The organism is Deltaproteobacteria bacterium (genome assembly GCA_020845775.1).
Lineage (GTDB): Bacteria > Bdellovibrionota_C > UBA2361 > SZUA-149 > JADLFC01 > JADLFC01.
This window is the reverse complement of the sequence record JADLFC010000015.1, coordinates 1-4,274: the sequence shown is the minus strand read 5'-3', so window position 1 is coordinate 4,274 and position 4,274 is coordinate 1. Positions and strand designations below refer to the sequence as shown.

At 44.2% G+C, this 4,274-nt stretch carries 4 protein-coding genes; 2 read left to right on the top strand and 2 right to left on the bottom strand.

Annotated features, from left to right (window positions below; all coding sequences use genetic code 11):
- Both IT291_00815 and IT291_00810 read right to left on the bottom strand, forming a co-directional pair.
- Positions 1–138, bottom strand: a 138-nt coding sequence (locus IT291_00815; GenBank protein MCC6219761.1) for an ABC transporter, incomplete at its 3' end; no start/stop codon positions are given.
- Between the two features lie 2 nt (positions 139–140).
- Entirely contained in the window at positions 141–1,001 is an 861-nt protein-coding gene (locus IT291_00810; protein ID MCC6219760.1) for a zinc ABC transporter substrate-binding protein, read from the bottom strand.
- Positions 1,002–1,147: 146 nt separating this feature from the next.
- On the opposite strand from IT291_00810, the gene IT291_00805 reads away from it, so the two are divergent.
- Both IT291_00805 and IT291_00800 read left to right on the top strand, forming a co-directional pair.
- Positions 1,148–3,595, top strand: a complete 2,448-nt coding sequence (locus IT291_00805; protein MCC6219759.1) for a 2-oxoglutarate dehydrogenase E1 component — start codon at positions 1,148–1,150, stop codon at positions 3,593–3,595.
- 75 nt (positions 3,596–3,670) lie between these two features.
- Positions 3,671–4,180 (top strand): ferritin, encoded by a 510-nt coding sequence (locus IT291_00800; GenBank protein ID MCC6219758.1) that lies wholly within the window; start codon positions 3,671–3,673, stop codon positions 4,178–4,180.
- Positions 4,181–4,274: the final 94 nt, after the last annotated feature.

Here is a 4,274-nt window from a genome sequence, read left to right as displayed (position 1 = left end):
GACGGTTTTTCCCCCGCCGTTAGGCCCAATGATAGCGACAAACTCCTTGTCGAAAATCTCAAAATTTATGTCCTCGAGAACCGATTTTCCGCGAAGGGATACGTTTACATCAATTAGCTCAACTGCTGTGGTAGTCATGATTATAGTGCCGAAGCTAAAGCTAGGGAAAATTTTTCTAAATTTTTAAGCCAATCAAATGCCATCGGGTCTATTATTACTACTTTTGCGTCTAACTCGGAGGCTAAAACTTCAGCACTAGCCGAAGAAAATTGCGGTTGGACAAATATCATTTTGGCCCCTTCTTTTCGCGCATGCTCAATTACCTGGATGAGCTCGTTTGGGCCAGGTTCCTTGTGGTCGTGCTCAATAGCCACCTGCTCCAGTCCATAATCGTTGGCGAAATAGCCCCAAGCTGGATGAAATACAAAAAACTTCTTCTTGTCGCTTTTTGATTCGAGAATTCTTTTGATATTTCGATCGAGATGGTCGATTTTACTTAAAAAGCCTTTTAAGTTTGCTGCGAATAATTCTGCATTTTCTGGCTGTAGCTGGGAGAGAGCTCCAGCGATCTCAGAGGTCGCGGTTCTTACACATTTCGGAGATAGCCAAGTATGCGGATCTCCATCCATTAGCTCAACACCTTTGGATGTATCTACTATAACTATGTCCTTATTATCTTTCACTAACCTGTCTAGCCAGATAGTTTCAAATGTAAGGTTGGGATGACCCACTTTTATATAAGCTTTCGCAGAGTAAATTAGCTTCATCTGTTCTATGCTGGGTTCGTAAGTGTCGTGGTTGGCAAAGGGTGGCAGAAGAACCTGGACGTCAAATGCGTCGCCAGCAATTTCCCTGACAAAAAAGGACTGTGGAAGGACAGAGACTATAACGACCGGTTTTTTGCTTTGCCTTTCTTTGGATTGACTACAGGAGAGGGTTAGTCCAGCAAAAAAAAACCCTAGGAATAGTACCACCAAGTACTTGCAATATGATTTGAACATAATAGAATTGCTTTTAATTTATAAAAAAGGTCTTTTTGCGGTAGTCACAAAATTTTTGGCATAGCCATACCTAAATTGAAAATCATTTGCTAAATAAGTAACATTTTTTAAACCCTGGGCATAGACAAGGATAACATTGTAATTTTATGAATAATAGCTGTGCTGAAAGTTTTCGTCGTTGGGGATACCTACAGGCTACTTTAGATCCATTGGGTCGTTTGGCTCCTTTTTCACATCCGGAGTTGGATTTAGCTAGTGCCGAGGAACAAAGAAAGTGGCGCGATATTTATTGTGGATTCATTGGGGCTGAATTTATGCACATGCCCTATCCGGATCGTTGTCGATGGGTGGCGGAGCGAATGGAATCTCCAAGTCAGAGGCTCGACCAGAAGTTTATCCTAAAAAGACTGGTTTCTTCTATGGGACTAGAGAGGTTTTTGCATACTCGCTATGTCGGGACAAAGCGCTTTTCCCTTGAAGGTTTGGCGTCATTAGTGCCTTTGCTCGACTCAATTCTCATCGAAGCAGCGGAGTCAGGCTTTGAGATTGCGATGATTGGCATGAGTCACAGAGGAAGGATAAACGTGATGGTTCACATGACCTCGGTTCGTCCGGCGCATATATTTGCTGGATTTGAGGATGTAGATCCAAAGAGCGTTTTAGGTAGTGGTGACGTTAAGTATCACTTAGGTGCAACCGGTGTTTACACTGCGCCGTCGGGGAAGACTATTCAGGTTCGACTTGCCTCGAACCCTTCTCACCTCGAATCTATAAACCCCGTTTTGGTTGGACGAGTAAGGGCGCGTCAGGAGAGGCTAAAGGATACGGAGAAGTATTCTAAAGTGCTAGCAATATTGCTTCATGGAGATGGGGCTTTTGCGGGGCAAGGCATAGCTGCTGAAACGATTAACTTGGCGGGGCTAAATGGTTTTAATATTGGAGGGACTGTTCACATCATTGTGAATAATTTGATAGGTTTTACCGCTAATCCAGAGGCTATGTACTCGTCTAGGTTTGCATCAGATTTAATGAAGCGACTACCAGTGCCTATTTTCCACGTAAATGGCTTTGAGCCAGATGCCGTAGTGCGCGTAGGCGAGATGGCCCTTGATTATAGGAAGGAATTTAAGACTGACGTATTAATTGATTTAATCGGGTACAGGCATTATGGGCATAGCGAGGTTGACGATCCAACCATTACGCAGCCGTTGCTGTATTCCAAGATTCAGGGGCTAGTGCCAACTTGTCGCGCGTATGCTGAAAAGATTGGCGTTTCACCAGAAGAGCTAAAGCAGCTAGAAACAGCAGTGGTTGATACTTTGTCTAATGAGCAGGCCGAGGGCCAGAAAATGACTAAGAAGCCAACCCTCTTTACTCTTCCAGATTATTGGGAGCCTTATTGTGGGCAGCATTACGATAAATCACTAGAAGTCGCCACATTCGTGTCAAAAGAGAGATTGCGCGAGATAACCGATGTTTTGGCAAATGTCGAGGAAGAAAGCTTTAGCATCCACCCGAAAATCAAGCAGCTCTTAGATTTGAGGCGGCGCATGGGGTATGGCGAGAAGCTTATAGATTGGGGTATGGCAGAGGCGTTGGCATTTGGTTCTTTGCTTTGGGATGGGATCCCGGTTCGGCTTACTGGACAGGATTGCAGAAGGGGAACTTTTAGTCATAGGCATGCTGTTCTTTATGACATTAATACTGGAGGGGCTTATATTCCACTGCGCCATCTCCACGACAGACAAGGTTTGTTTGACGTGTTTGATTCATCATTGTCTGAGGCTGCTGCGGTGGGTTTTGAGTATGGCTTTAGTCGAGACTATCCCGAAGCTCTTGTATGCTGGGAGGCTCAGTTCGGGGATTTTGCCAATGGAGCGCAGATTATTATCGATCAGTTTATAGCGGCAGCTGAGGATAAGTGGAGCTTATTATCTGGTTTGGTCATGTTGCTTCCGCATGGTTATGAAGGGCAGGGGCCCGAACATTCAAGTGCTAGGATTGAGCGCTATTTGCAGCTAGCAGGTGAGGATAACTTCCAGATTTGCTATCCCTCAACTGCTTCGCAATACTTTCATCTCTTGAGACGCCAGGTTCTGCGCTATTGGCGAAAGCCGTTAGTTGTCTTCGCGCCGAAAAGCATGTTGAGAGCTCAGGCAGCATCGTCCGCCATAGAAGAGTTTACGGATGGCTGCTTTAACTTGATAGGCACTGAGCCCGGGTATGAAGATGCAAAGCGCATAATAATTTCTAGCGGAAAGATAACGCATGAGTTAAGGGCAGAGCGAAAGAAGCAAAACAATACGGATTCAGCTATTGTTAGCATAGAGCAGTTATATCCTTTTCCTGAAAATGAACTTAAAGAAGCTATTGGGCGCTATCCACATGCGCAAATGCTAACGTGGGTTCAAGAGGAGCCGGCAAATATGGGGCCACTATTTTTTGTGCTTCCACGTATAGAGCGCGTAGCTGGTGAGATGAGAGTTAACTCTGTGAAGCGTTCTGCTAGTGCAAGCCCTGCTACTGGATCTCCTAAGGCTCATAATATGGAGCAAGAGACTATTTTAAAGCTAGCTTTTGCAAATTTTTCCTAGGGAAGCTACTATCCACTAGGAAGTGGTTTTCTAGATTTGGCTTATTGGGTTAGGCGATAATTGGAGCGAAACATTATGATTAGCGATAAAATGCAGAAACAGCTTAATGAGCAATTAAACCTTGAATTGTCCTCCTCCTATCTTTATCTTGCGATGTCGGCGTATTGTCGCTCAATAGTGCGAAATGGTTTTGCCCATTGGTTCGAGATTCAAGCGCAAGAAGAGTTTATGCATGCTAAGAAGTTTTATGAATATTTATTAGCCCAAGACGCAGATGTTGAGTTTTTGGCTATAGAGAAGCCTGAGAGCGTTTACGAGTCGTTGGTCGACTTGTTTGCTAGGAGCTTGGCGCACGAGCAGTTAGTTACCAAGCGAATAAATGCATTAACTGACTTAGCCGTAGCGGATAAGGACCATGCTACTCAAGTGTTTTTGCAGTGGTTTATTACAGAGCAAATCGAAGAAGAGAATTCCGCACGCTCGATTATAGAATCTCTAAGTCAAATAGCGGATAGCAAAGAAGGTTTATTTTTGCTCGATCTAGAAATGGGAAAAAGAGTGGCCGAAACAGGCGCTAACGCTTAGCGCCTCGTTGGCTACGTTAGTTTCTTACGAACAATTTACTTTTTGCCGAGTTTTTCTATCTTTTCACTGAGTTTAAGCTGCTTTTCTTGAAGCT

Coding starts and splice junctions, on each gene's coding strand:
- IT291_00800 (MCC6219758.1), top strand. CDS start 3,671: ATGATTAGCGATAAAATGCAGAAACAGCTTAATGAGCAATTAAACCTT.
- IT291_00805 (MCC6219759.1), top strand. CDS start 1,148: ATGAATAATAGCTGTGCTGAAAGTTTTCGTCGTTGGGGATACCTACAG.
- IT291_00810 (MCC6219760.1), bottom strand. CDS start 1,001: ATGTTCAAATCATATTGCAAGTACTTGGTGGTACTATTCCTAGGGTTT.